General features: G+C 38.4%; 25 protein-coding genes. 6 read left to right on the forward strand and 19 right to left on the reverse strand.

What is annotated here, in order from left to right:
* The first annotated feature begins 70 nt into the window (after nucleotides 1-70).
* Together purF and ACFIMP_RS00400 are read left to right on the forward strand one after the other, a co-directional pair.
* Entirely contained in the window at nucleotides 71-1,564 is a 1,494-nt protein-coding gene (gene purF, locus ACFIMP_RS00395; RefSeq protein WP_375631714.1) for an amidophosphoribosyltransferase, read from the forward strand.
* A gap of 2 nt (nucleotides 1,565-1,566) precedes the next feature.
* Nucleotides 1,567-2,316 (forward strand): SDR family NAD(P)-dependent oxidoreductase, encoded by a 750-nt coding sequence (locus ACFIMP_RS00400; protein WP_375620812.1) that lies wholly within the window; start codon nucleotides 1,567-1,569, stop codon nucleotides 2,314-2,316.
* Between the two features lie 70 nt (nucleotides 2,317-2,386).
* Here ACFIMP_RS00400 and pssA read toward each other — a convergent pair whose 3' ends face one another.
* The 5 genes from pssA to cysS form a co-directional block, all read right to left on the reverse strand.
* Entirely contained in the window at nucleotides 2,387-3,226 is an 840-nt protein-coding gene (gene pssA / locus ACFIMP_RS00405) for a CDP-diacylglycerol--serine O-phosphatidyltransferase (RefSeq protein WP_375611225.1), read from the reverse strand.
* Nucleotides 3,227-3,234: 8 nt separating this feature from the next.
* Entirely contained in the window at nucleotides 3,235-3,933 is a 699-nt protein-coding gene (locus tag ACFIMP_RS00410) for a phosphatidylserine decarboxylase (RefSeq protein ID WP_375685887.1), read from the reverse strand.
* 117 nt (nucleotides 3,934-4,050) lie between these two features.
* Nucleotides 4,051-5,934 carry an ABCB family ABC transporter ATP-binding protein/permease gene (locus ACFIMP_RS00415; RefSeq protein WP_375685888.1) on the reverse strand — a complete coding sequence of 628 codons (1,884 nt, stop codon included), beginning with the start codon at nucleotides 5,932-5,934 and terminating at the stop codon, nucleotides 4,051-4,053.
* Nucleotides 5,935-6,048: 114 nt separating this feature from the next.
* Complete coding sequence (locus ACFIMP_RS00420) at nucleotides 6,049-6,720, reverse strand: DUF421 domain-containing protein (protein WP_375685919.1); 672 nt, start codon at nucleotides 6,718-6,720, stop codon at nucleotides 6,049-6,051.
* Between the two features lie 39 nt (nucleotides 6,721-6,759).
* Nucleotides 6,760-8,268, reverse strand: a complete 1,509-nt coding sequence (gene cysS / locus ACFIMP_RS00425; protein WP_375685889.1) for a cysteine--tRNA ligase — start codon at nucleotides 8,266-8,268, stop codon at nucleotides 6,760-6,762.
* 501 nt (nucleotides 8,269-8,769) lie between these two features.
* Here cysS and ACFIMP_RS00430 point away from each other — a divergent pair.
* Entirely contained in the window at nucleotides 8,770-9,138 is a 369-nt protein-coding gene (locus ACFIMP_RS00430; protein ID WP_375612942.1) for a TIGR02301 family protein, read from the forward strand.
* A gap of 417 nt (nucleotides 9,139-9,555) precedes the next feature.
* Here the strand turns inward: ACFIMP_RS00430 and ACFIMP_RS00435 are convergent, their stop codons facing one another.
* Complete coding sequence (locus tag ACFIMP_RS00435) at nucleotides 9,556-10,884, reverse strand: dihydroorotase (protein ID WP_375612943.1); 1,329 nt, start codon at nucleotides 10,882-10,884, stop codon at nucleotides 9,556-9,558.
* Between the two features lie 64 nt (nucleotides 10,885-10,948).
* Here ACFIMP_RS00435 and ygfZ point away from each other — a divergent pair, with 64 nt between their 5' ends.
* Nucleotides 10,949-11,821, forward strand: coding sequence for a CAF17-like 4Fe-4S cluster assembly/insertion protein YgfZ (ygfZ, locus tag ACFIMP_RS00440; RefSeq protein WP_375612944.1), 873 nt, complete (start codon nucleotides 10,949-10,951; stop codon nucleotides 11,819-11,821).
* Complete coding sequence (locus tag ACFIMP_RS00445) at nucleotides 11,814-12,431, forward strand: YfbR-like 5'-deoxynucleotidase (RefSeq protein WP_375610152.1); 618 nt, start codon at nucleotides 11,814-11,816, stop codon at nucleotides 12,429-12,431. The genes ygfZ and ACFIMP_RS00445 overlap by 8 nt, the downstream gene beginning before the upstream one ends.
* A gap of 591 nt (nucleotides 12,432-13,022) precedes the next feature.
* Here ACFIMP_RS00445 and panB read toward each other — a convergent pair.
* The 11 genes from panB to rpoZ form a co-directional block, all read right to left on the reverse strand.
* Complete coding sequence (panB, locus tag ACFIMP_RS00450; protein WP_375612945.1) at nucleotides 13,023-13,838, reverse strand: 3-methyl-2-oxobutanoate hydroxymethyltransferase; 816 nt, start codon at nucleotides 13,836-13,838, stop codon at nucleotides 13,023-13,025.
* Nucleotides 13,835-14,695, reverse strand: a complete 861-nt coding sequence (panC, locus tag ACFIMP_RS00455; protein ID WP_375612946.1) for a pantoate--beta-alanine ligase — start codon at nucleotides 14,693-14,695, stop codon at nucleotides 13,835-13,837. The genes panB and panC overlap by 4 nt, the downstream gene beginning before the upstream one ends.
* Before the next feature lie 23 nt (nucleotides 14,696-14,718).
* Entirely contained in the window at nucleotides 14,719-15,465 is a 747-nt protein-coding gene (gene recO / locus ACFIMP_RS00460; protein ID WP_375612947.1) for a DNA repair protein RecO, read from the reverse strand.
* Between the two features lie 25 nt (nucleotides 15,466-15,490).
* Nucleotides 15,491-16,396 (reverse strand): GTPase Era, encoded by a 906-nt coding sequence (gene era / locus ACFIMP_RS00465; RefSeq protein WP_012754937.1) that lies wholly within the window; start codon nucleotides 16,394-16,396, stop codon nucleotides 15,491-15,493.
* Nucleotides 16,389-17,096, reverse strand: coding sequence for a ribonuclease III (gene rnc, locus ACFIMP_RS00470; protein WP_375612949.1), 708 nt, complete (start codon nucleotides 17,094-17,096; stop codon nucleotides 16,389-16,391). Before rnc ends, era begins: the two co-directional genes overlap by 8 nt.
* Nucleotides 17,077-17,889 carry a signal peptidase I gene (lepB, locus tag ACFIMP_RS00475; protein WP_375611213.1) on the reverse strand — a complete coding sequence of 271 codons (813 nt, stop codon included), beginning with the start codon at nucleotides 17,887-17,889 and terminating at the stop codon, nucleotides 17,077-17,079. Before lepB ends, rnc begins: the two co-directional genes overlap by 20 nt.
* Before the next feature lie 79 nt (nucleotides 17,890-17,968).
* Complete coding sequence (acpS, locus tag ACFIMP_RS00480) at nucleotides 17,969-18,370, reverse strand: holo-ACP synthase (RefSeq protein WP_375612950.1); 402 nt, start codon at nucleotides 18,368-18,370, stop codon at nucleotides 17,969-17,971.
* A gap of 20 nt (nucleotides 18,371-18,390) precedes the next feature.
* Entirely contained in the window at nucleotides 18,391-18,981 is a 591-nt protein-coding gene (locus ACFIMP_RS00485) for a DUF2062 domain-containing protein (RefSeq protein WP_375606309.1), read from the reverse strand.
* A 93-nt stretch (nucleotides 18,982-19,074) separates the two neighbouring features.
* Complete coding sequence (gene pyrE / locus ACFIMP_RS00490; protein WP_375629334.1) at nucleotides 19,075-19,653, reverse strand: orotate phosphoribosyltransferase; 579 nt, start codon at nucleotides 19,651-19,653, stop codon at nucleotides 19,075-19,077.
* A gap of 16 nt (nucleotides 19,654-19,669) precedes the next feature.
* A complete protein-coding gene (locus tag ACFIMP_RS00495; protein WP_375612951.1) occupies nucleotides 19,670-21,895 on the reverse strand; it encodes a RelA/SpoT family protein in 2,226 nt (741 codons plus the stop codon).
* Nucleotides 21,896-22,023: 128 nt separating this feature from the next.
* Nucleotides 22,024-22,422, reverse strand: a complete 399-nt coding sequence (gene rpoZ, locus ACFIMP_RS00500) for a DNA-directed RNA polymerase subunit omega (protein WP_273791104.1) — start codon at nucleotides 22,420-22,422, stop codon at nucleotides 22,024-22,026.
* 570 nt (nucleotides 22,423-22,992) lie between these two features.
* On the opposite strand from rpoZ, the gene ACFIMP_RS00505 reads away from it, so the two are divergent.
* The gene (locus tag ACFIMP_RS00505) at nucleotides 22,993-23,661 is read left to right on the forward strand and encodes a uracil-DNA glycosylase (RefSeq protein ID WP_375638131.1); all 669 of its coding nucleotides are present in this window, start codon (nucleotides 22,993-22,995) and stop codon (nucleotides 23,659-23,661) included.
* A 48-nt stretch (nucleotides 23,662-23,709) separates the two neighbouring features.
* On the opposite strand, the gene smpB is transcribed toward ACFIMP_RS00505, so the two are convergent.
* On the reverse strand, nucleotides 23,710-24,186 hold the full coding sequence (gene smpB / locus ACFIMP_RS00510) for an SsrA-binding protein SmpB (RefSeq protein WP_012231306.1): 477 nt from the start codon (nucleotides 24,184-24,186) through the stop codon (nucleotides 23,710-23,712).
* Between the two features lie 18 nt (nucleotides 24,187-24,204).
* Nucleotides 24,205-25,089, reverse strand: coding sequence for a 4-hydroxy-tetrahydrodipicolinate synthase (gene dapA / locus ACFIMP_RS00515; protein ID WP_375612952.1), 885 nt, complete (start codon nucleotides 25,087-25,089; stop codon nucleotides 24,205-24,207).
* Nucleotides 25,090-25,293 lie beyond the last annotated feature (204 nt).

Genomic DNA, 25,293 nt, shown 5'->3' on the forward strand with positions numbered 1-25,293 from the left:
CATGAGGAAAGAGAACTAAATGATGTAAAATGTGATATTAATGATTCCTCCATATCACAACTGAAAGAATATGATGATAAAAAGCGATGTTTTCTGTCAAGAATTTTCATTAGATGATGATACCCTTCATGAAGAATGTGGAGTTTTTGGTATTCTTGGGCATGAAGATGCCGCAACATTAACAGCTCTTGGACTCCACGCACTTCAGCATCGTGGGCAAGAAGCAGCTGGGATTGTTTCTTACCATAATAAAATATTTCATCAAGAAAAGCATTTAGGTCTTGTTGGCGATCACTATACAAACCCTGCAACACTTGCGCGCTTACCAGGAAATCGTGCTATTGGACATACCCGTTATTCAACAACTGGAGAAGTGGCATTACGCAATGTTCAACCCCTTTTTGCTGAATTGAAAGTTGGAGGTATTGCTATTGCGCATAATGGTAATCTTACCAATGGTCTCACATTACGCCGTGAACTCATCGCTTCTGGTGCTATCTGTCAATCAACGTCAGATTCAGAAGTTTTTCTCCATCTTATCGCTCGCTCACGTTATGAATCGTCCTCTGATCGTTTTGTTGATGCGATTCGGCAAGTAGAAGGTGGGTATGCTATGTTAGCGCTCACACGTACAAAGCTTATTGCGGCACGCGATCCAACAGGAATTAGACCTCTCGTGATGGGGGAACTTGATGGTAAGCCTATCTTTTGTTCTGAAACTTGTGCTCTTGATATTATTGGAGCAAAATATGTCCGTGATGTTAAAAATGGAGAAATCATCATATGTGAAATACAAAAAAATGGGGAAATTACGAAAAAAATTATAAAACCAGAAAATGAGACACCAGAAAAGCTTTGTTTATTTGAATATGTTTATTTTGCCCGCCCGGACTCAATCGTTGGAGGGCGTAGTGTTTATACAACACGTAAAAATATGGGAATTCGTTTAGCACAAGAAGCCCCCTGTAAGGGTGATGTTGTAGTTCCTGTTCCTGACGGAGGAACACCTGCCGCAATTGGCTATGCACAAGAAATTGGAATTCCCTTCGAGCTTGGTATTATTCGTAATCACTATGTTGGCCGCACTTTTATCGAACCAACACAACAAATTCGCGCTTTTGGCGTCAAGTTAAAACATTCGGCAAACCGTCCTGTGATTGAAGGAAAACGTGTTATTCTGGTTGATGACTCTATTGTGCGTGGAACAACATCCCTTAAAATTGTACGAATGCTTCGCGATGCAGGAGCAAAAGAAGTTCATATGCGCATTTCTAGCCCTATGATTTTTTATCCTGACTTTTATGGTATTGATACACCTAAAGCTGAAAACCTTTTAGCAAATCAATATCCAGATTTAAAATCTATGTGTGATTTTATTGGAGCGGATTCATTAGAATTTCTTTCAACGGATGGATTATATCTTGCTGTAGCAGGGGAAAAACGGAATAACGCCGATCCACAATTTACTGACCATTATTTTACTGGATATTATCCTACGCATCTGGTTGATCAAGAAAATCTCTCCAAAATTCATCAATCATCTGTTCTTAAAACAAGAGATTAATGATGACAAAACGTGACTTTAGTCTCCATGGGCGTGTTGCACTTGTTACTGGCGCATCAAGAGGGATTGGCTATTATTTGGCACTCGAGCTTGCTGCACGCGGTGCTCATATTATTGCTCTTGCACGAACAGTCAGTGGACTTACTGAATTAGATAATCAAATCCGAGAAAAAGGAGCTCATGCAACCCTTGTTCCCCTTGACTTGCATCATATGGAAAACATCGATACCCTTGCTATCTCAATTGCCAAACGCTGGAAAAAACTTGATATTATCGTTGCAAACGCAGGAATTCTTGGAACACTCTCACCAATAGCGCATATAGAAAACACGGTATTTGAAGATGTTTTTCAAATAAATCTTTTCAGCCAATGGCGCTTAATGAAAGCCGTTGAGCCTTTATTACGTGAATCTGATGCTGGACGAGCCATCCTGTTATCCTCAAGCGTTGCGCATGCTGCGCGCCCTTTCTGGGGAGCTTATGCAGCCTCTAAAGCGGCTTTAGAGGTGATTGCCCGCTGTTGGGCAGAAGAACTCAAACAAACCCCTATTAAGATTAATTGTGTCAACCCTGGTGCCACACGCACTGCCATGCGCGCTGAAGCTATGCCCGGTGAAGATCCACAAACTCTTCCTTCACCACAAGAGGTTGCAAAAAAGATAGTCCATTTGTTATCACCTGATTTAAAGGAAACTGGAAAACTCTTTAATGTCCATAAAAATCGGTTTGTAGATTATCATGTACCTGATTGATCATCATATGAGAAGTAAATCGTTTGACTCTCTCTTTTTCCTGTGCTTTTCGACAGAAGAATGAAGCACTTTATAATTCTTGGATAGCTTTAGCATCAGCCTTTTTCTCTTCTAAAGTAGCACGTTTATTATAAGCGATAAAACTACAAGGGAGAAAAATCATATAGCTAACAGCTGTAATCAATAAAGTTTCCCATGTGTAAGTCGCAAGAAAACCGACATAAATAACAATGACCAACATGCACGGTATAACGATATCGCGCCTTAAATTTTGATCAATTGTTTTTGCATTCCATACCGGTAAACGACTAATCAAAAGAAAAGCAATAATTACAGTATAAAGACTAAAAAATAATGCCCACCCCCAATTAGGGACCAAACCAAGAGTGCCTAAATAGGTAGGCAATAAAAGTAATAATGCTCCTGCTGGTGCTGGAACACCAACAAAATAACTTCTCTGCCACTTAGGTATATTGGGGTTATCTAACATCACATTAAAACGTGCTAATCGCAAACAACAAGCAACACAATAAACAAGGGCAGCAACCCACCCAATATGATTCGCTTGATTCAAGATAAAAGAATAAACAATGAGTGCAGGGGTAACACCAAAATTTATAACATCAGCAAGAGAATCCATCTGTGCCCCAAAAGATGAACTACCATCTATTAAACGGGCAATGCGACCATCAGCACCATCTAAAACTGCGGCCAAAAGCACCATTAAAATAGCAGCTTCATAGCGATGTTCAAAAGCCAAACGAATGCTGCTCATCCCTGCACAAATTGCTAAAATAGTAATGATATTAGGAATAACATACCGCATTGATGTAGGTGAACGCCGCCGATTTGCAACATCATCATGCTGCCCCTCAGGATTGAATGAAGAAAATGGCGAAAAATTTTTCATTGTGAGTCCTAATCGTATCTGAAGTCCGTTGTGGCACTCTTATCATCAAAAGAACCTAAAACTGTTTCTCCAGCAATTGCTGTCTGTCCAACTGCAACACGCAATTTCATTTCAGTTGGTATATAAACATCAAGGCGAGAACCAAAACGAATCAATCCAAATCGCTCACCAGTCATAACGGCATCGTTTTCTTTTGACCAGCAAACAATCCGGCGCGCAACCATTCCCGCTATTTGTACGACACCAATTTTACCATGCTTGCTATCAATTACCACCCTATTACGCTCATTAAACTGACTAGCTTTATCAAAGTCAGCATTAGTAAATCGACCTGGCTGATAAACGATAGACTCTACTGTACCACTGATAGGAATACGATTAATATGGCATGAAAAAATATCCATAAAAATGGAAATACGGATCATTTCATCTTTCCCTAATCCTAATTCTTCAGGTGGAACACATGATTCCACAAATGAAATACGCCCATCTGCAGGCGACATAACCCAATTTGAATTCAAAGGGATCACACGATCTGGATCACGGAAAAAGTATACACACCACACCGTAAGAACGAGACCAAACCAAAACAACGGACTCCATATCCAACCAAGAATGAGCGAAATAACAAAAAACGCTACAATAAAAGGATAACCTTCTTTATGAACCGGTACAAAGCTATTATGGAAAGATTGCAGAATACTCATATAATTTCCTATTCATCGTAAACTTAAACAAGCAACAAAGCTTTTTGTTCCTCTTGTGTCTTTTTATGTATTTAATCAATCACTCCATATAAAGATATAGATTACATTTTGCTCTATTTATTTTTTACGATTAACAACACTCGTCTCATCTTCTTCACGCATTTTACGTAATTTTTCTTCTGCTTGCGATGCTTCAAGCTGCTTATTCCACATTGAAGCATAGAGACCTTTCTTGCGTAAAAGCTCTGTATGCGTCCCATTTTCAATAATACGACCACTTTTAAGAACTAAAATTTCATCCGCATTGATAACAGTAGAAAGACGGTGCGCAATAATCAATGTTGTACGTCCACGGCTTACAATATCCAATGCTTGTTGAATTTCCTGTTCCGTCGCCGTATCAAGAGCCGCCGTTGCTTCATCTAGAATAAGAAGTGGAGGAGCTTTTAAAAGTGTCCGTGCAATAGCCACGCGTTGTTTTTCACCACCTGATAATTTGAGACCTCGCTCTCCTACCATAGACTGAAAACCTTCCGGTAAAATTTCAATAAATTTTGATATTTGTGCCATTTCAGCAGCTTTGCGCATCTCTTCATCTGTAGCACTTGGACGCCCATAGCAAATATTATAGGCAATTGTATCATTAAATAACACCGTATCTTGTGGGACCATGCCAATCGCTTCACGCAAACTCTTTTGTGTTACGTCACGAATATCCTGCCCATCAATTGTGATAGAGCCTGCATCAACATCATAAAACCGAAAAAGCAACCGAGAAATAGTAGATTTACCGGCACCCGATGGACCGACAATAGCGACTGTTTTTCCTCCCGGAACTTCAAAATCAATATCTCTGAGAATCTGACGTCTCGAATCGTAGGAAAACTTTACCTGATGAAAACAAATGGTCCCATCGCTTATCTCTAACGGTTTAGCATCCGATTTATCAACGATCTCCTTCTGAACATCTAAAAGATCAAACATTGCTTCAATATCCGTTAAACCTTGTCGAATATCACGATACATTGAACCAATAAAATTTAGTGGAATAGAAAGTTGCATTAAAAGCGCATTAATAAAAACAAAATCTCCTAAAGTTTGTGTCTTATAAAAAACTTCATAAGCTGATATCAGCATCATGATCGTCATTCCAATACCAAAGATAAGAGTCTGACCAAAATTAAGCCAGCTTAACGATGTCCAAATCTTTGTTGCGGCTTTTTCATAACCTACCATAGAAGCATCAAATCGATCGGCTTCTAGAGTTTCATTACCAAAATATTTGACCGTTTCAAAATTCAAAAGAGAATCAACAGCGCGAGTATTCGCCTCAGTATCCGCTGTATTCATTTTTTGTCGAATGCGAATACGCCAATCACTCGCCTTAATGGTAAATAAGATATATAATCCAACCGTTGCAACAACAATGAGAAGATAATGCCATCCATAACTTATGTAAAATACCAGTGCCGTTAATATAAATTCTAAAACTGTCGGTACTGTACTAAGAATTGAAAATCTTACAATCGCTTCAATTCCTTTTGTTCCACGCTCAATCACACGAGAAAGCCCACCTGTTCGGCGTTCCAAATGAAATCGCAAGGATAACTCATGCATATGTACAAAGGTTTTATAAGCTAATTGACGAACAGCGTATTGACCAACAGTGGCAAACAGGGAATCGCGTAATTGATTTAATCCAGCCTGCATAATACGCGCGACATTGTATGCCAAAACGAGCATGATGGGAATAATCCAACTGGATGGGAACCATTCAGGTAGCTGAAAGCTTGAATCAAGCACATTCGTAGAATATTTAAATAAATACGGTACAGATATGAGAACGAGCTTAGCCAAAACAAGATAAAATATTGCCCATAGCACACGCATTTTTAGATCACGCCGACCTACCGGCCACATATAGGGCCATAAATTGTAAAGTGTGTGCAGAGTCTTCCCTGTATCTGATGATACAGTTTTTGTCATTTCATTGCGTTTCATAAAGTCCTTACTTCTCTATCATCCGCACAAACAGGCAAAATACCCTCTGTGGTTATTTATAGATTTATCTCTTTATTATACTTCCAATAAGCTATACCTACCCGTTTTTTGAAGTTAGACTGTTTTTGAAAAAGGAACAAGAAATAATCCACTATACAATTTATTATTTTGATCTGTATTTTCATACCACTCTGCTGCGAATAAACTTTCAACTTTTACATGTCTTTTTTTCAATTCTGCCTGAAGCCACTTTTTTGTTTTACCAATCTCTTTAAGTCCATCATCAATAACTTCACCATTTTCTATTAAAATCGTCGATTTCTTTCCCTCTTCCTTTTTAATGACAGTGCAATCACCATTGGTTTCCAAACGAACAAAAGCAGCTTCATGTAAGTGACACCCTTTAAGACGTAACATCGTAATGAGATCATTAATATTGATCCCCAAGTTCTTAATCTTATCCATTTGGAAAACTCCATCTAAAACTAATGTGACATTCCGCCCTGCAATAAGACGACGAAAAAAAACTGAATAACGTGCAATAAAATTAAAAGATGTAATCAAGGTTTGCCAGATGAGTAAAACAAGCAATAATTGAATGCTACTAATATTCTGATTATAAATAACGCCTCCAATAATACCTCCCATGACAAAATTACTGACCAAATCAACTGGTGTCATTTGACTAAGACTCCCCCGCCCCGTCGTTCTTAAAATAAATAAGAAGGCAACAAGACCTACAGCCAGCTTAAGCGCGATATATCCATAATGATATAAAAATTCCATCATATTCTCCTTTTTTATGGAGCTGCTGGAATAGAGACATTAGTGTCGCTTTATTTCCCACACAGTTATGCGCTCACCACTCTGCGGATCCTTACTGTCTTTTAAAAGAACCCCCTCGGCTGCAAGCTCATCACGAATTGTATCCGCAGCTTCCCACTCTTTATTATGGATAAGTCTTAGTCTTTCGGCAATGCGCTGATCAATAAATTTTGTATCAAGGAAAGTTTTTCTCATAAATAATAGGCAATCTATTTCTTTAATCCATTCTTGTCTTAACAGTCCTAATAAATTCATCCCATTCAGAAGAGCCAAAGCATTTCCTTCTTTATAAAATTTTCGCAAAAGAGTCAGTGCTTTTGGAGTATTAAGATCATCACTAAGTGCATCTATCAAAGTATCATCAATTGCTTCATTGTTTTTCATCTCACTCTTTTTGCTGCGAAGCCATTCATACCAACGATACAGTTCGCTGCTCGATTGTATTAAACGCTGAGCTGTCCAATTTAATGGTTCACGATAATGTGTTTGCAACATCGAAAAACGCGCAGACAAACCAGCCCAATTTTGCTTCATTTCATCGGCTAAAATACCATTAAACTCCCCAAAATTATTCTCTAAAACAGAACGAATAGTTATGAAATTGCCAAAGCTTTTCGACATCTTTTTGCCTTCAACTTGTAAAAAACCATTATGCATCCAAAAATTAGCCATTCGCTCCGTCCCAAAAGCTGAACAACTTTGTGCAATCTCATTTTCATGATGAGGAAAAATTAAATCAATTCCACCACCATGGATATCAAAAACATTGGCGGTCGGATCATCACAGGTTAAACCACCGCCATAGGGCGCTAATAACTTTGCCATTGACATTGCAGAACATTCAATATGCCAACCTGGACGACCTAAAACAGGAATTCCGCCCGGTGATTTCCAACCTGGTTCTCCTTCCACAGAAGGCTTCCACAAAACAAAATCCATCTCTTCCCTTTTATAAGCAGCAACATCGATACGCGCCCCCGCCCTCATTTCATCTAAAGAACGATTTGCAAATGCCCCATAATGGGGAGGATTTTTTATGCTACTTACAGAAAATAATATATGATTTTCGGCTTCATAAGCGTGCCCCTTTTCAAGCAACCTTTCAATTAAAGAGCGCATCTCCTCTAAATGCTCAGTGGCGCGTGGCTGACTGGTTGGCAACAGACAACCAAGTGCTATGGTATCTTGTTGAAACTGAGAATATGTACGTTCTGTTAAGTGACGAATAGCCTCATTCAATGATACGTTTGGATATTCGCTAGCTGCTCGTGCATTAATTTTATCATCGACATCTGTGATATTACGTGCATATAGAACATGCTCATTGCCATAAACATGACGCAATAAGCGAAATAAAATATCAAAAACAATAATAGGACGTGCATTTCCTATATGCGCATAATCATAAATTGTCGGTCCACAAACATAAAGACGTACTCTTGTCGCATCTATTGGTGTAAATTTTTCTTTTTTACGTGTTAGCGTATTATAAAATCGCAACTCTTTCATTTATTAACTCCATGGACGATATTATGCACCGATCCTTTTAGATGTATCTTATCTCAAATCATTGTATTACGCGGTTTAAGCTAAAAACTTGTATCTTTTATAGTAAATTCTTCTTACCATTTTCCCATTGTATTTACGGCTGTATTCATCGTTTATCATAAAAACAATCTATTTTATTTGATTGGACAAAAGCGTTCTATCATTAGAGATGCTTTCTCTCCTTAAAAAAAATGAGCTTAGAAAAAAATCTATAGGCAATACAATATAAATCTATGTGAAAAATAGATAGCTTGCAGGCAGAAAATCTTAAATTTTTAACCACACAAAGCTTCGTCAGTATTTTCAATATTCCACAATGGGTTCCTTACTGCCTCTTACGCCCTATATTTTATAATCAATAATTGAGAATAATGTAGCAATTAACTTTATTTTTTTACACCGTTCTCATGACAAAATTATTTTATCTTTACAGAGTTTTATTCAAAGAAAGCAATAAAAATAATGCGGTATAGATTGATGAACATCATTATTTTAATATTTCTTGTCATTTCAATGCCAACCTTTGCACAACAATCTCCACCTTATGAAAAAAAATTACTCCGACTAGCAGAAATTTTGGGATCATTGCATTCTCTCCAAAATCTTTGCGAGCCTCCAACAAACCAATGGTATGACTATATGAATGCACTGATTGAAGCAGAACGCCCCATTCCACAAAGACGTGCTTATTTTTATGAAGCGTTTAATGAAGCGTATCGTGCTTTCTCAGAAAATTATCATCATTGTACACAAGCAGCCATTGAAGCCAACCAAAGATACATTGAGGAAGGAAGAATTTTATCTGAAAACCTCCTCATGCATTATAAATAATTAATCTATACAAAAAGTAGCTCTCTCAATCTTAGCGATATCAATGATACTCCTTTCACAAATGCGGGGAGCAATAAACCAGCTCTGAAAATAGAGAGACGTTTAAAGAATAATGTCTCGATACGCTTTTATTCATATGCGCCTTTTTCCCCATACAAAACTGTTCTTTGGCTTCCTCCCCACACTTTAACGGACAAAGATTTTTAACTAAATTTGCTCTGTAAATAATCTAGGTTCTTGTTGAACAAGGTTTCTCTTGGCTTCTAACACATGTAATTTGCTGCATAGTTTCTACAAACAAGCCTAAGAATATTCACCACGCATTAAAAAAACACTTATGTATCAAAGAGGCTGACATACCCTATATCACCACTCTAAAGGATGGTATTTTACGGCATACTTATAATTTTAATCTGTTTACACCAAAGTTTCCATAAATTTAACAGGCTCTCCTTGTGAAGGTGTGACAATTTCACCTTCCCACATAACGCGCATACCACGGATAATAGTCCCAACAGGCCAACCTTTAACTTTTTGACCATCATAAGGTGTCCAACCGGCGCGAGAACCAATTAAGCTATTCGTAATAATTTCCTCTCGCTTAAGATCAACAATGGTTAAATCAGCATCAAACCCAACAGCAATGCGCCCTTTACAACTTATACCAAAAATACGACTAGGGCCATGTGAAGTGAGATCAACAAAACGTTCAAGAGATATTTTTCCTGCATTCACATGTGTCAACATAATTGCTGCTGTTGTTTGCACGCCTGTCATACCTGAAGGTGAAGAGGGATAAGGTTGAAGTTTTTCTTCAAGAGTATGAGGCGCATGATCTGAACCTAAGACATCAATAATTCCTTGTTGAACACCGTACCAAAGAGCGTCACGGTGGCGCGGCTCACGAATAGGCGGATTCATCTGAATTAATGTACCAAACTTCTTATAATCATCAGCCGTGAGCGTCAAATGATGTTGTGTCACTTCAATTGTTGCAACATCCTTATGTTTTTTTAGAAAATCAATTTCTTCTTCTGTCGAAAGATGTAACACATGAATCCGAGCCTTCGTCTCATGAGCAATTTTTACCAAACGCTGCGTACATTTTAATGCCGCAACTTCATCACGCCAAATCGGATGTGACGATGCATCCCCTTCAATACGCAATATTTTACGCTCTTTGAGCCTCGCCTCATCTTCAGAATGAAAAGCCGCACGACGGCGTGTATTCTTCAAAATAAGGCGTACACTTTCATCATCATCAACCAAAAGATCACCGGTAGAGGACCCCATAAAGACTTTAATTCCAGCCGCACCAGGAAGTCTTTCTAATTCAGATAGTTCATGAGCATTTTCACGCGTTCCTCCAACCCAAAATGCAAAATCACAATGCATTCGATGAAATGCGCGTTGAACCTTATCGCTTAATGTTTCTTCTGATGTTGTCAATGGATTGGTATTAGGCATTTCAAAAACTGCCGTAACACCCCCTAACACAGCAGAATACGAGCCACTTTCCAAATCCTCCTTATATTCATTTCCTGGCTCACGAAAATGCACTTGGCTATCAATAATTCCTGGTAAAATATGAAGCCCCGTACAATCAATGACCTCACTAGCCGATGCACATGTAAGGTCGCCTATTTCAGCAATACGACCATTTGTAATACCAATATCACGCTTGCTTCTTCCATCATGATTCACAAGTGTTGCACCTTTAAAAATTGTATCAAATGTTTTAAACATAACCACGCTCCTTACATATTGCTCACTTATCGATTATGTAACTTTGAGCAGAAAGGCAAGAACCATGATTGAAAAACAAAATGCCATTTGCTTAAAAAACCGCGGACTTATTCAAATTACAGGCGAAGAAGCAACAGATTTTCTACAATCCCTGATCACGACAGATGTAAAAAAAATCAGTCCACAGGAACTTTTCCCTGGAGCCCTTTTATCCCCACAAGGAAAGGTTCTTGCTGATTTTCTTATCGGAAAAAAAGAAGATGGTTACCTGATTGATATCAGGATGCCTTTAGCTGATACGCTCCATAAGCGTCTGTTGCTCTATAAGCTGCGCAAAAAAGTAGAAATTACACAACCATTCCAAGAGCTTGTTACAGTTTCTTTGAATAATGAATCAGATGCTTTAAATTTTGATTCAAGTTTTGTTGATAAACGCTTCCCACAAAAAGAAAAAATAATACGAATCTATGGCAAAAAACCTTTTTTAACTTCAGAATATCATGACACATGGAATCAATTGCGTATCCGTTATGCAATTGCGGAAAGTGATCAAGACTATGAAATTGGCAAAGTCTTTCCTCATGATATTAATTACGATCAAATCAATGGACTTGCATTCAATAAAGGATGTTATATTGGACAAGAAATTGTTTCACGAATGCACCACCGCCGTGCAGCACGTCGCCGTATTTTTATTGTAAAAGGCCAGTGTAAATTAATCCCTCAATCTAGCATTGAAGCAGGAACAAAAGTGCTTGGCTACTTGGGAACATGTGTAGAAAATGAGGCTCTTGCTTTAATGCGTATTGACCACGTCAAAGATGCTATGGATCATAACATCCCCTTTACTGTAAAAAACATTCCTGTCACTATAAGCATTGCTGAAAATATGAATTTTACCTTTCCTGAAAATACTATAGAAAACACTCATGGCTAAAGCTGAATTATTAAAAAATGGAGAAGCCCGCGCTTGGCAAAGAATGCTCTCTGGAAGGCGACTTGATCTTCTCAACCCTTCTCCTTTTGATGTTGAAATTGAAGATATTGCCCATGGACTTGCTCGCGTAGCACGTTGGAACGGTCAAACACGAGGAGAGCATGCCTATTCTGTTGCACAACATTCACTTTTGGTTGAACAAATATTTCAAAAACTTTTTCCACAATCGGGAAGCAACGAATGTCTTTATGCCCTTCTTCATGATGCTCCAGAATATGTCATCGGCGATATGATTTCCCCTTTTAAAGCTGTTATAGGAAAACAATATGAACGCGTTGAAAAGCGCATCCAAGATGCTATCCACATGCGCTTTTCTCTTCCCGTTGATCTTTCTCAAAAACTTTTAAAAAAAATTAAACAAGCCGACCGTATCGCTGCCTATTATGAAGCGATTACGCTTGCTGGATTTAATACAGAAGAAGCCCTTCACTATTTTGGCTCTCCCAATAATATTTTACCCGATGATCTGAATTTATCCCCCTATTCTACCCAACACATTGAAAACGCATTTTTAACGCGCTTTAATGACTTGGATGTCCAAAGATTATAGCCCCTTCGCATTGTTGATTCCTTGTCATTACAGAATCATCACACTGACTTATAATAATAATTCATTGTTTTTTCATTTTGAATGAGAGCTCCTAATATCGTAAGCTTCACTCATTTCAAATCTGTTTATATTGAATCAATCAAAATCATTCTCTTGCACACCACAAGCGGGTCTGGCGTGTGGGTAAAATTTTTTAAAGAAAGAGTTAAAATGCTTCTTATGAACCATCTCAAGTGCTAAGCGCTGTCGCAGCATTGAAAATTGGCAAAGTGTGTGATGATGCCGGCTTGCTCTCTTATGAAGCGTAAAGACGGGAGTACTCTATAAATTTTATACACTTCATAAGGGACTTACCACTATACTATTCACGAACGCCGTCGCGAAATAGGTTGGGTACCTTAAGAAAGCTTTCTTTAAAAAAGCATGTGAATTAGCGACCCAATGGCGTTCTGTTTTGCATGAGAGGCGTGACTTCATTAAAGAAATGGAAAAAATCACAGTTCAAATTGCATACAAAATATATTAAAAATGCACATTCATTATCAAAATAACAAATGTTCTCTTGTCAAACCTTTCATCTTAAACTGAAGTTTATTTTAGTTTATAAACTTCATTATCCGCTGGGAAAGCACGAGATGTGACATCCTCTGCATAATTCTTTATTGCAGTTTCCATGGCTTGTTCAAGGTCTCCATAACGGCGTACAAATTTTGGCACATGAGAACCATAGCCCAACATATCTTCCATAACCAATACTTGCCCATCACATTGATTGGACGCCCCTATACCGATCGTAGGGATAGAAAGCTTATCTGTCAGTTTCACCGCTAAAGGTTCAACCATTGCTTCTAAAACAACAGCAAAAGCACCTGCCTCTTCAATCGCTGCTCCATCTGCTTCAATTCTTTGCCAATCATTCTCCTTGCGTCCTTGTGTTTTAAAACCACCAAAACGATTCATTGCTTGGGGTGTAAGACCGATATGCCCCATCACTGGAATGCCACGTTTACACAAAAAATCTACTGTTTCGGCTATATAAACGCCCCCTTCAAGCTTAACTGCACCACACCCCGTTTGTGCAAGAATGCGCGATGCATTTAAAAAAGCTTGCTCTGGACTTTCCTCATAAGAACCAAAAGGCATATCAATAACAACAAGAGCTTTTTGAGATCCACGCACCACGGCTTTCCCGTGTGAAATCATCATATCTAAATTAACAGGAAGCGTTGTCTCAAACCCATACACAACCATCCCAACGCTATCACCAACCAAAAGGATATCGCAATATGGATCAGCAATCCGCGCAGTATAAGCTTGATAAGCTGTTAAAGAAACAATTGGCTGTTGTCCCTTTCGTGCACGTATTTCGGAAGATGTTATACGCTTTACGGTTTTATGTACACTCATTTTCCACCCTTCTCTTGCAATATATATTGATCAATCAGCCTTATCTCACCAAAGCGGACAGTAAGAAGTAAAACTGCTGGTTTATTCAATGTTCCTTTAACCACGCATAAAGTTTCCATATCCCGTAAATCTATCGCTTCAATGATTGCACGCGTTTCTTGTTGTAAAATATCACGAACAGTTTTGCATAATTTATCAACCGACCGTTCACCTTCATGATAAAGCTTTTCAGCAGCTTTTCCACTTTCAGGAATAATTTTGGCAGCTTTACGATCTTCTAATGTTAAAAGCTGATTGCGTGAAGAACACGCTACACCATCTGACTCCCGTAGAATAGGAACTCCAACGATTTCAATAGGAAAAGCCAAATCTTCAACCATACGCCGAATAATTAAAATTTGTTGAAAATCTTTTTCCCCAAAAAAAGCCTTATCTGGTTGGACAATGTTAAAAAGTTTAGCAACAACGCTTGTTACACCACAAAAATGCCCCGGACGTAATTTTCCCATCAAAATACGTGATAATTTTTTCACTTGTACAATTGTATCATTCCCCAGTGGCCACATTTCATCGACAGAAGGAGCAAAAACACATTCAACACCTGCTTCTTTTAACAAAGCACAATCGCCCTTCAAATCTCTTGGATATTGAGAAAAATCTTCATGAGGTCCAAATTGCTTTGGATTGACAAAAATAGAAACCACTACGCGATCACACATTGCTCTTGCATACTGTACTAATGCAAGATGTCCATCATGCAATGCCCCCATTGTTGGAACAAAACCAATCGAAAAACCTAAACGTCGTTCCTCTGAAGTATATTGGCGGACTTCAGCAATTGTCTTTAAAATTCTCATTTTCCCATTCAATTATCATCAGATCAACCAATTAATGCCTGTACACCAAATTGACGCTCAAACAATTGTATCAAATTCATGCGCACTGACGGCTGCTTTATATCTCGTGGCTCCCAGACATGACGCATAAGAAAAAAACCCGTCAGTATAAAACCATTTATTATGTCACTAAAATCAGCAGGACGAGTCGTTCTTTGTACAAGAAACTGTGGTAGAATGAGAAGCTTTTTTTTCCAAGGTTCCCCTGCTTCTTCACAGACAGCCCGTCCAGATTTTGGTGATACGTAATGAAGCCTTTCCTGACGACCTGTTGCAGCACAACAAGATAAATCAAGACCAAAACCAAGTTCTTCAAGAAGCCGCATTTCAAAACGTACAAGCAATTCTGCATTTACAAATGGTTCATCAAAATTCTGCATAAAAAGGTGTAAAATATCATATAAAATGGGGTGCGGATCACGTTCGGGAAGAAGCCGCAAATGAAAAGCTATCAATTGCAAAGTATAAAGTGCTTCTGGTAGACAGATTAATCGTGCCGCATGTAAATCAAGAGCTTCAAGCCGAAAAAGTCCCAAATGTTCGTCTAAACGAGCCCACCATTCAGCCTCCACAAAATTTCCAGGTTGAAGAAGAGCTGCCATGCGACGCGAGCGCCCCCCTTTTACCACTCCCATATAACGACCATGTTCACGTGTCATAATCTCAAGAATAACACTTGTTTCACCATATTGGCGTGTACCAAGTATAACGGCTTGTTCTTTCCACTTCATTTTACTTTAATTATTTTTAAAAATCTCATTTTAAAAAATCCAATCCCATTTCACGATAACGTTCTGGATCGGTATCCCAATTATCGCGCACTTTCACAAAGAGAAAAAGATGCACCTTTTGATCCATAATTTCCATGAGTTCTTTACGTGCTGCTTGACCAATCGCTTTAATTGTATCTCCTTTTGCTCCTAAGACAATTTTTTTCTGACTCTCACGCTCGACATAAATAACTTGATTAATTTTAACGGAACCATCTGAACGCTCTTCCCAGTTTTCTGTTTCAACCGTTGAGGAATAAGGAAGTTCATCATGAAGACGAAGAAAAAGTTTTTCACGCGTAATTTCAGCAGCAAGATGACGCATAGGCATATCAGAAATTTGATCTTCCGGATAATACCATGGCCCTTCCTGCATCATGTTACTCAACGCATGAAGTAAATCCTTGCAACCAGAACCGTTTAGAGCAGAAATCATAAATGTTTGCGCAAACTTTACACGTTCATTTATTTTAGTGGTTAACGCTAGAAGAGATGATTTAACAACTGTATCAACCTTATTAAGAACAAGAACTTTTTCTTGTTTCATATTGTTTACAATATCTAACATCATATCAACTTCATCCGAAAGACCACTTTGAGCGTCAATTAAAACAAGTAGAACATCAGCGCTCTTAGCCCCTCCCCAAGCAGCAGAGACCATGGCTCGTTCTAAGCGCTTATGGGGACGAAAAACACCCGGTGTATCGACCAACACAATTTGCACATCATCATGAATGACAATACCGCGGATTAAAGTTCGTGTTGTTTGTACCTTATGTGTTACAATTGAAACCTTTGTTCCAACCAATTGATTAACCAATGTCGATTTACCGGCATTAGGCATCCCAATAAGCACAACAAACCCAGAACGCGTTTTCATAACGTCACTCATGATCATTTTTTCCTACTGTTTTCCATACACCCTCTCGTCGCAAAATTTTTTCAGCTGCCATTCTCTCAGCATATCTTTTGGAGCTTCCCTGCCCAATCTCTGAAGCAAACCCAGAAATACTGACCTCTACCATAAAAACAGGATCGTGATCTGGACCTGAACGTTTTATAACCTGATAATGTGGTTGTGCATTGCCTTGGATATGCGCCCATTCCTGTAATTCTGTCTTGGCATCACGTCGACCAGCATCCATTTTCTTTGCCCGACTTTGCCAATATTTTTGAATAAAAGGGCGAACGCTTTCCAATCCTCCATCGAGATATATTACGGCAATCAAAGCTTCCACGACATCTGCATGCATGTTGATAAGTCGACGTCCCTCAAAATTTTTCATCTCAAAACCAACACGGATCATATCAGGAAGTCTCATTTCACGCGCAATATCAGCACATGTCTGTGCATTGACCAGATGATTTAAACGGACTGATAATTCACCTTCACTTGCCTGAGGAAAAAGTTGATACAGCATCTCTGCAATCAAAAGCCCTAAAACCCGATCCCCTAGAAACTCTAGTCGTTCATAATTCCCCTGTTCCGAATCTTGTACACTCGAGTGTGTTAATGCCTTCTTTAACCTCTCTTCATCTTTAAAACGATGCCCCGTCAGCTTGAAAAGCTGATCAATCATGAGACGTTTCATCGTTGTTTCCTTGCTTGATAAGCGGCAAATCATGAACCGTATTTATGAAAGAAAACAAACGTTTCCAACGCACATCAAATGGCCAGCGCCAAATCTGCCAAGCACTTGAACCATTACTGATAGAAAAGAAAATCACGCTCGCGCGACCAATAAGATTTTCTTCTGGAACATAGCCTACATCTAAACGACTATCATCTGAATTGTCGCGGTTATCTCCCATCATAAAGTAATGTCCTTGAGGAACTTCAAAGACTTCTGTATCATCAACTTTCGGGATGAAAGCTAAATCAAGTGTATCATAACTGACACCGTTAGGCATTGTCTCGCGATAAACCTCAACAGGATAGTTAACCTCTGTTATATCAGAATTATCAATCTCCCCCATAAAGTGACGTGAAACAGCCTCATCATTAATATAAAGGACACTTTGACGAACTTGTATACGATCACCTGGTAGCCCAACAACGCGTTTTATATAATCAATCTTCGGATTACTTGGTAAGCGAAAAACGACCACATCTCCACGTTGAGGTTGAGATGCCCAAATCCGTCCAGAAAAAAGAGGAGGAGAAAAGGGGATGGAAAAACGAGAATACCCATATGCATACTTAGAAACAAACAGATAATCTCCCACCAACAAAGTAGGACGCATTGAACCGGAAGGAATACTAAACGGCTGGAAAAAAAGTGTCCGAATAAACGCTGCTAAAAGCAAAGCCTGTATTAAAACAGAAATAAATTCACGAAGCCCACCTTTTTTTTCTTTTTTATGCACTTTATCTTTTTGGATCATCACCAACTGCCTTCTCATCACAGATATAATTTTTTTCATCATAATATTCAAATAACAAAAGCACAATCTCTCACGCCATCTATCCACGTGGAAGTGCTTCGATAATAATAAATGCCTGTGCCCAAGGAAAATCATCTGTTATGCTAAGATGAATAACTGCATCATGATGAGGAGGTAATAACTTTTGAAGTTGCACTTGCGCACGATTTGTTAATTGCATTATTGGTTTACCAGATGGCAAATTAACTACCCCCATGTCTTTCCAATTGATACCACAAGCGATTCCCGTTCCTAAGGCTTTAGCACATGCTTCTTTAGCAGCAAATCTTTTTGCATAGGACGAGGAGCTTTTTTTGAGATTTTCAGATCTATTTCTTTCAATATCCGTAAAAATACGTTGGATAAAACGCTCACCATAACGAACCAACATTTTCTCAATACGTCGTATATCAACCAGATCATTTCCAAGACCAATAATCATAAGATATTACCCGATCTTTCTCACGATGAGCGCTTCTTTAAACGCCTTTTTTTTATAATCTTTTGATATCGCTTTTGTTTAAAACGAACCGTTGCTCTGTAAACACCTATATAAGATAAACCACCAAAAACAATACCTAAAAGAGTTCCCCCTAAAATCATAGGACTCATAATTGTGTCCCATGCGCCTTTAAAGAGGAGAGAGAGATTTGACAATGTCAAACCATTAAATAGAGCACGAATTTGCGAAAGAGAAATCTCTTTGACATCGCTAAAAAGTGATAAACAAAAATACCCTACTTTATAATCAGCCATGACAATCAATAAAAATGTGAGTGGATTAGAAAAAATTGTCCCAATGATTGCGGCAGCAAAGTTTGCACGCAAAAGCCAAGAAAAAAATATTGCCAAAATAATATGCAGCCCAAAGAAAGGGGAACAAGCTAAAAAAACGCCAACAGCAACCCCTAATGCTACTTCATGCGGTGTTGCTGATATACGCAAAATACGTTTATGTATGTAGCAAAATGAGCGAGAAAATGAACGACGTGGCCATAACCAAAGTCGAATACGCGTTACAAAATCTATTGGTTCTCGACGACGAAAAAGCATATGACTCTCAATATACATCTTTTGATGATGAAATAATCTATATCATCCAAATTAATCTTTTTAAGCTTTTGCACAAAAAAAATAGAACGACAATTAAATATTTCGACTGCCTGGTTTAATCGCGGGAAGAACAGAAAGCTCTGCAGGAAGTGCATCACTAGCATAAGAGGTTATCTCGTATTCAGCAAGCGCAATCAATGGAACTCCAACATTGACCTTACCACCAGAACGATCAAGGATACATGCACTGGCCAACACCTCTGCTCCTGCTGCAACAAGCGCTTCAACAGTCTCACGAATGGAAAGACCCGTTGTTACAATATCTTCAACAATAACAACCCGTGCACCCTTCTTGATTTCAAAACGACGCAATTCAAAGATGCCATTTATACGCTCTACCCAAAGAGAAGGAACACCAAGGTGACGTGAAGTTTCATAGGAAGGAATAAGACCGCCAATTGCGGGACCAACAACATAGTCAATTTTTCCCTCGATAGATTTTTTGATTTTTTCAGCCAATCCACGACATAACTTTTCCGTCAAGTCAGCATGCATGAATACTTTCGCTTTTTGCATATAAGTCGCACTATGGCGCCCCGATGTTAAAATAAAATGCCCTTCTAGAATAGCATCTGCTTGTTTAAAAATATCAATGACATCTTGTGTATTCATTGAAAAATCTTTCTTTTTATCCATGAACCCGCCGTACTGTACTTACTGAACCTGCCTTTTTTAACTGAGAAAAAATACGATTCAAATGTTTTAAATCCCACACTTCCAAATCAATCATAATTTCTGTAAAATCTGGTGCTGTACGGATAAAAGATAAATTTTGGATATTGGCATCGTTAGCAGAAATTATTTGTGTAATTTCAGCCAAAGAACCAGGACTATTTACAACCAAAATATTCATCCGTGCAGGAAAACGTTCATTCATTTGGGCATCAATATCCCAGCGAACATCAATCCATCGTTCTGGCTGATCATCATACGCCATCAAAGCTGAAGACTGTATTGGATAAATAACGATCCCAGCTCCTGGCTGCATAATACCAACAATCCGATCTCCAGGTACTGCTCCTTCCGGTGAAAAACGTACGGGTATATCTCCACGGGTTCCTCTAATAGGCAATGCTTTAGATTGATGATTCTCGACCTTTGCATTCTTTTCATTTTCTGGAACTTTAAAAATCATACCTTGAGCATTTTCAATATTAAACCAACCTTCTTCCCCAGGCTTAAAAGATGACTTTTGTACCACACGGTGATCTTGATAATCAGGATAAACCGCTTTAATCACATCAGCGGAAAACAGCTCTCCACGCCCAACAGCAGCCAATACATCCTCTACATCTTTACGTGCTAAACGTGGCAAAACTTTCTTCAAAAGGTCTTTTGAAAATTGCTTTCCCATATATTCAAATGAACGCTCGAGAATACGATATCCTAAACCCGAATATTGTTTACGTACCGCTGCACGACTTGCTCGTCGAATAGCTGAACGTGCTTTACCCGTGACAACAAGAAATTCCCATGCTGCTGGCGGAATTTGAGCGTGTGAGCGAATAATATCAACCTCATCACCATTTTTTAATTTGGTCATTAAAGGCATAATACGACCATTGATTTTTACACCCACACAAGAATCACCGATGTCTGTATGGACGGCATAAGCAAAATCAATAGGCGTAGCTCCTTTAGGAAAAGCAATTAATCGACCTTTCGGCGTAAAACAAAAAACTTGGTCTTGAAAAAGCTCAAGTTTTGTATGTTCTAAAAACTCTTCTGGATTATCTCCATCAGACAAAGATTGTATCGTTTGACGCAACCATGCATAGGCATTCGTTTCACTTGATAACTTCACAGTCGAATAATTGGAACCATGCTCTTTATATATGGAATGAGCAGCAACCCCATATTCAGCAACTTCATCCATAGAAGCCGTTCTAATTTGCAACTCAACACGTTGTCTTGAAGGACCAACAATTGTTGTATGAATAGAACGATAATCATTTTGCTTTGGTATAGAGATATAATCTTTAAAACGACCAGGAACCATTGGCCATGTCGTATGAATGACACCAAGAGCACGATAACAATCATTCACGGACTCAACAATCACACGAAATCCAAAAATATCCGATAATTGTTCAAAAGATAATGCTTTACTTTCCATTTTGCGAAAAACTGAATAAGATTTTTTCTGACGGCTTTTAACATCTGCTTTAATACCATGCTCCAAAAAAAGTTTTGTCAATTCATTTTCAATTGTGGAAAGCAAATCACGGTTGTGTTTCAATAATTCAGAAAGTCGATTGGTAATTGTACGATAACCTTCTGGATTTAAATAAAAGAAAGAGAGATCCTCTAATTCCTCACGCATATCCTGCATACCCATACGACCTGCAAGTGGCGCATAGATATCCATCGTCTCCTCAGCAATTCGCCGACGTTTATCATCACGCATAACACCAAGGGTACGCATATTATGAAGACGATCAGCAAGTTTGACTAAAAGAACACGAACATCATCAGAAATAGCAATAAGAAGTTTACGAAGATTTTCTGCTTGTACGGCTTTCTTTGATACAAGATCAAGCTTATTAAGCTTTGTAAGCCCTTCAACCAACTTCCCAATTTCAGAACCAAAAAGCTGATCAATTTCTGCTCGTGTAGCGCTTGTATCTTCAATTGTATCATGCAAAAGAGCAACAGCAATCGTTGCCTCGTCCAACCGCATATCTGTCAAAATAGCAGCAACTTCTAAAGGATGAGAAAAATAAAGATCACCTGACGCACGCTTTTGATGTGCATGCTTTTTCATTGCATAATCATAGGCCCTGTTTAAAAGAGCCTCATCTACGTCAGACTTGTAACGTTGAACACGTCCAACAAGCTCACACTGACGCATCATACGAGCATATCCTTTATCTTTTCACACCTCTAATCTTTATTGAACATGTCCTATCAATAAAAGACAAGAAAAATAATTGCTCCTTACATGACAAGGTATCTTTACTCCTGTAACATAAATTGCTGCAATTAATAATCGTCACTTTTTTCTGGAACAACCAAACCTTCAATACCCGCTAAAAGCTCTTCTTCTGACATATGATCAAATGAAGTACCTTCTTCTTGCGACGACGTATTAAAAACACTTTCAGCTTCACCTGAATGGGTAATAAATTCACTTGCCATTTCTGGCTCATCTACTTCCACATGCTTTTGCAACGAATGAATAAGGTCTTCCTTTAAATCAGCAGGCGACAATGTTTCTTCTGCTATTTCACGCAAAGCAACAACTGGATTTTTATCATTATCACGATCAACCGTAATCTGCGCTCCTTGTGAAATCTGACGCGCCCGATGACCTGCTAAAAGTACCAATTCAAAGCGGTTGTCAACTTTATCAATACAATCTTCTACCGTTACGCGGGCCATTTATGCCTCTTTCTCAAATAAAAAAATTTAATAGCGGATAGAGGAGTATATACAATAATCAAAATAAAACACAAGAAAAACAACACAAACTTTTATATTTTTTGATTAAAGAACTTATTTAAAAAAATTCTTGGAAAATTTATAAAAATGTATAACCTATTCATGCTTGTTATCAAAATTTCTTTTAAAAGCATTCCAATAGATTGACTTCAAACAAAGGGAGGTCTTTCTTGACAAAATACTTGTCTGGAGTCCTTATCCTTTTAAAAGGAATACCTGCTGTTTAAACCCTTTGCAATAACAGCAGCCTTATACATACTTTTTATGATAATATCTTTATCTAAAGAGAAAACTTTTTTCTTTGAACATCATGTGTATCGCACTCTTATTCATCGAATAAATTACTGAAAGATGATCTCTCTTTACACAATAATGAGCAATAAGTTTATATTAAACTTTCTTCTAAAAAAGTTTATTTATATTCATTATAGATTGTTTATCAAAACATAACCCGTCATATACGCTATATAAAGACTCAAAAAAATAGAAAAACGATTGATGCCTAACACCATGAATAGCCAATTAACATCACTTTACCCAGAACCACCCCAAAATTGCAATTTATGTCCTAGGCTTCATCAATTTATCGCTGGCTGGCGTGTAAAAGAACCAAGTTGGTATAACGCACCGGTGCGCCCATTCTTTCCTTATAAAGGGCCAGATACAACACGCCTTCTTATTGTTGGGCTTGCTCCTGGATTACGCGGAGCAAATCGAACTGGACGTCCATTTACTGGTGATTATGCTGGGCACTTACTTTATTCAACTTTAAAAAAGTTTGGTTTTGCCCAAGGAACCTTTGAAGAAAGAGCAGACGATACTCTTGAACTTATTGATGCAGCAATCGTTAACTCTGTTCGTTGCGTTCCACCAGAAAATAAACCCACCGGTGCAGAAATTAACACGTGCCGCTATTTCTTTTCACCTCTTTTAACAAATCTTCCCAAACTTAAAGCCGTTATTACCTTAGGCACCATTGCGCACCATTCAACGATACGTGCCCTTAATGCAAAAGTTTTATCTCACCCTTTTGGACACGGTGAAATCAATAACATCGGCAGATTACGCATCTTTTCGAGCTATCACTGTTCTCGTTATAATACAAATACTGGGCGCTTGACAGACGCCATGTTTCACCAAATCTTTCAAGCAGCAAAAACATACTTAGATCAATGCTAAAACTGTTTTAAACAGCGCTATGAATAAAGAATATCTAGATCGCATCCATTAGCCATATCTTTTTAAAAGTCTTGCTTTTTCACGTCCCCAATCGCGTTTTTTTTCCGTTTCGCGCTTATCATGAAGCTTTTTCCCACGCGCTAGAGCGATCTCCAACTTAACGCGCCCTCGTTCATTAAAATAAAGTTTGAGAGGAACAAGTGTCATTCCTTCACGAGACGTTGCATTAAAAAAACGTGCCATCTCACGTTTTGAAAGTAATAATTTGCGCAAACGTCGTGGTTCATGATTAAAACGATTAGCCTGCGTATATTCAGGAATATAGCTGTTTACTAACCATAATTCCCCATTCTCAAAACTCGCATAGCTTTCAGCAATATTGGCATGATTAGAACGTAAGGACTTCACTTCCGCTCCCTGAAGGACAAGACCAGCCTCGAGATTATTAAGGATTTCAAAATTAAAACGTGCTTTACGATTGTCAGCAATTATTTTCCGTACGGGCGCGTTCTTTTTTTTATTCATGGCTTTGTCAATATCATTTTATGCTTTTAAAAGACCAGCATGACTGAGGGCTGCATCAATAATCTTCTTTGTTCTTTCTGTTAATGGAACAATAGGAGAACGCACAGTATCACCACAAAATCCTAATTTTGCAGCAGCATATTTAATACCTGCTGGACTAGGTTCAATAAACACAGCACGATTAAGAGGCATCAAGCGATCATTTAATTCTCGTGCTGTTTTATAATCACCACGAAAACAAGCGGCTTGAAGTTCAGCACAAAGCTTTGGAGCAACATTGGAGGAAACTGAAATACACCCCATACCTCCATGTGCATTAAAACCTAACGCCGTACAATCATCACCGGAAAGCTGTACAAAATCTTTTCCACACTTTTCACCTTGTTCACTAACACGCTCAATTCTGCTCGTTGCATCCTTAACACCAATGATATTGTTAAAATCTTGATAAAGGTCTTTCATCGTTTCTACAGCCATATCGATAATAGAACGACCAGGAATATTATAAATTATAATCGGAATAGAAACAGCTTTGGCAATGGAAGAAAAATGCTTGTATAAGCCAGATTGATTTGGTCTATTATAATAGGGAGTGACAACCAAAACTGCATCTGCACCAGCTTTTTGCGCGTATTGTGCAAGCTCTACAGCCTCGCTTGTGCTATTTGATCCCGCTCCAGCAACAACAGGAACACGCTTTGCAACCTGCTCAACACACAATTCTATAATCCGCTTATGTTCTTCATGACTTAACGTTGCTGATTCACCTGTTGTCCCAACAGGGCTTACACCGTTAATCCCTTGTGTGATCTGCCATTCAACAAAATCACAAAACGCCTTCTCATCAATCGCGCCCTTGTTATCAAACGGTGTGATAAGCGCAGTTATAGCTCCCTTGAGCATGATAAACTCCCTATAATGTTTGCTTTTATTTTTTTATAATCGCCTTTTATAAATTTTAAATAGAGCATAATCTTGCTCTATCATTGAAGCAAGATGAATTTCAAAAAAAGCCCCCATAAGATGAAAATGTCCCTCCTTAAATGTTGAACATTTCTTTAAAATAAGCCGTCTATATTAACGCGTTTTTCATGCTTGTGTTCTATA

The sequence above is a fragment of the Bartonella sp. AP65SXKL genome, from assembly GCF_042195725.1.
Lineage (GTDB): Bacteria > Pseudomonadota > Alphaproteobacteria > Rhizobiales > Rhizobiaceae > Bartonella.

Excerpts from the sequence above, each read along its gene's own strand:
- purF (WP_375631714.1), top strand. The coding sequence starts at position 71 with ATGATGATAAAAAGCGATGTTTTCTGTCAAGAATTTTCATTAGATGAT.
- ACFIMP_RS00400 (WP_375620812.1), top strand. The coding sequence starts at position 1,567 with ATGACAAAACGTGACTTTAGTCTCCATGGGCGTGTTGCACTTGTTACT.
- pssA (WP_375611225.1), bottom strand. The coding sequence starts at position 3,226 with ATGAAAAATTTTTCGCCATTTTCTTCATTCAATCCTGAGGGGCAGCAT.
- ACFIMP_RS00410 (WP_375685887.1), bottom strand. The coding sequence starts at position 3,933 with ATGAGTATTCTGCAATCTTTCCATAATAGCTTTGTACCGGTTCATAAA.
- ACFIMP_RS00415 (WP_375685888.1), bottom strand. The coding sequence starts at position 5,934 with ATGAAACGCAATGAAATGACAAAAACTGTATCATCAGATACAGGGAAG.
- ACFIMP_RS00420 (WP_375685919.1), bottom strand. The coding sequence starts at position 6,720 with ATGGAATTTTTATATCATTATGGATATATCGCGCTTAAGCTGGCTGTA.
- cysS (WP_375685889.1), bottom strand. The coding sequence starts at position 8,268 with ATGAAAGAGTTGCGATTTTATAATACGCTAACACGTAAAAAAGAAAAA.
- ACFIMP_RS00430 (WP_375612942.1), top strand. The coding sequence starts at position 8,770 with ATGCGGTATAGATTGATGAACATCATTATTTTAATATTTCTTGTCATT.
- ACFIMP_RS00435 (WP_375612943.1), bottom strand. The coding sequence starts at position 10,884 with ATGTTTAAAACATTTGATACAATTTTTAAAGGTGCAACACTTGTGAAT.
- ygfZ (WP_375612944.1), top strand. The coding sequence starts at position 10,949 with ATGATTGAAAAACAAAATGCCATTTGCTTAAAAAACCGCGGACTTATT.
- ACFIMP_RS00445 (WP_375610152.1), top strand. The coding sequence starts at position 11,814 with ATGGCTAAAGCTGAATTATTAAAAAATGGAGAAGCCCGCGCTTGGCAA.
- panB (WP_375612945.1), bottom strand. The coding sequence starts at position 13,838 with ATGAGTGTACATAAAACCGTAAAGCGTATAACATCTTCCGAAATACGT.
- panC (WP_375612946.1), bottom strand. The coding sequence starts at position 14,695 with ATGAGAATTTTAAAGACAATTGCTGAAGTCCGCCAATATACTTCAGAG.
- recO (WP_375612947.1), bottom strand. The coding sequence starts at position 15,465 with ATGAAGTGGAAAGAACAAGCCGTTATACTTGGTACACGCCAATATGGT.
- era (WP_012754937.1), bottom strand. The coding sequence starts at position 16,396 with ATGAGTGACGTTATGAAAACGCGTTCTGGGTTTGTTGTGCTTATTGGG.
- rnc (WP_375612949.1), bottom strand. The coding sequence starts at position 17,096 with ATGAAACGTCTCATGATTGATCAGCTTTTCAAGCTGACGGGGCATCGT.
- lepB (WP_375611213.1), bottom strand. The coding sequence starts at position 17,889 with ATGATCCAAAAAGATAAAGTGCATAAAAAAGAAAAAAAAGGTGGGCTT.
- acpS (WP_375612950.1), bottom strand. The coding sequence starts at position 18,370 with ATGATTATTGGTCTTGGAAATGATCTGGTTGATATACGACGTATTGAG.
- ACFIMP_RS00485 (WP_375606309.1), bottom strand. The coding sequence starts at position 18,981 with ATGCTTTTTCGTCGTCGAGAACCAATAGATTTTGTAACGCGTATTCGA.
- pyrE (WP_375629334.1), bottom strand. The coding sequence starts at position 19,653 with ATGAATACACAAGATGTCATTGATATTTTTAAACAAGCAGATGCTATT.
- ACFIMP_RS00495 (WP_375612951.1), bottom strand. The coding sequence starts at position 21,895 with ATGATGCGTCAGTGTGAGCTTGTTGGACGTGTTCAACGTTACAAGTCT.
- rpoZ (WP_273791104.1), bottom strand. The coding sequence starts at position 22,422 with ATGGCCCGCGTAACGGTAGAAGATTGTATTGATAAAGTTGACAACCGC.
- ACFIMP_RS00505 (WP_375638131.1), top strand. The coding sequence starts at position 22,993 with ATGAATAGCCAATTAACATCACTTTACCCAGAACCACCCCAAAATTGC.
- smpB (WP_012231306.1), bottom strand. The coding sequence starts at position 24,186 with ATGAATAAAAAAAAGAACGCGCCCGTACGGAAAATAATTGCTGACAAT.
- dapA (WP_375612952.1), bottom strand. The coding sequence starts at position 25,089 with ATGCTCAAGGGAGCTATAACTGCGCTTATCACACCGTTTGATAACAAG.